Annotated in this window: 1 pseudogene; it reads left to right on the top strand. The window is 36.8% G+C overall.

Annotated elements, in window-relative coordinates:
* Positions 1-45 precede the first annotated feature (45 nt).
* Positions 46-180 (top strand): annotated as a pseudogene (locus tag Q4519_RS22155) (ABC transporter permease subunit); the annotation flags it as partial.
* Positions 181-234: the final 54 nt, after the last annotated feature.

Raw genomic sequence — 234 nt, 5'->3', positions numbered from 1 at the left:
CAATATGCCCTAACTATTCGAGCCTAGGTACTAGCAGAAAATAAAAAAGAATATGTCGAAGCGTCTTTGATCATTGGACTTAAAGCACCGCGAATCATGTTTAGCCAAATTTTGCCAAACTGTTTATCGCCAATTTTGGTTATTTCAACTGTACAAATTGCTAACGCTATTATGAGTTAAGCGGCATTATCTTTTATATGTTTATGCATGACAGTTACACAGCCGTCTTTAGGC

The organism is Motilimonas sp. 1_MG-2023, from assembly GCF_030547455.1.
Taxonomy (GTDB): domain Bacteria; phylum Pseudomonadota; class Gammaproteobacteria; order Enterobacterales; family CBDFNC01; genus Motilimonas.
This window is presented reverse-complemented; position numbering and strand designations above follow the sequence as displayed.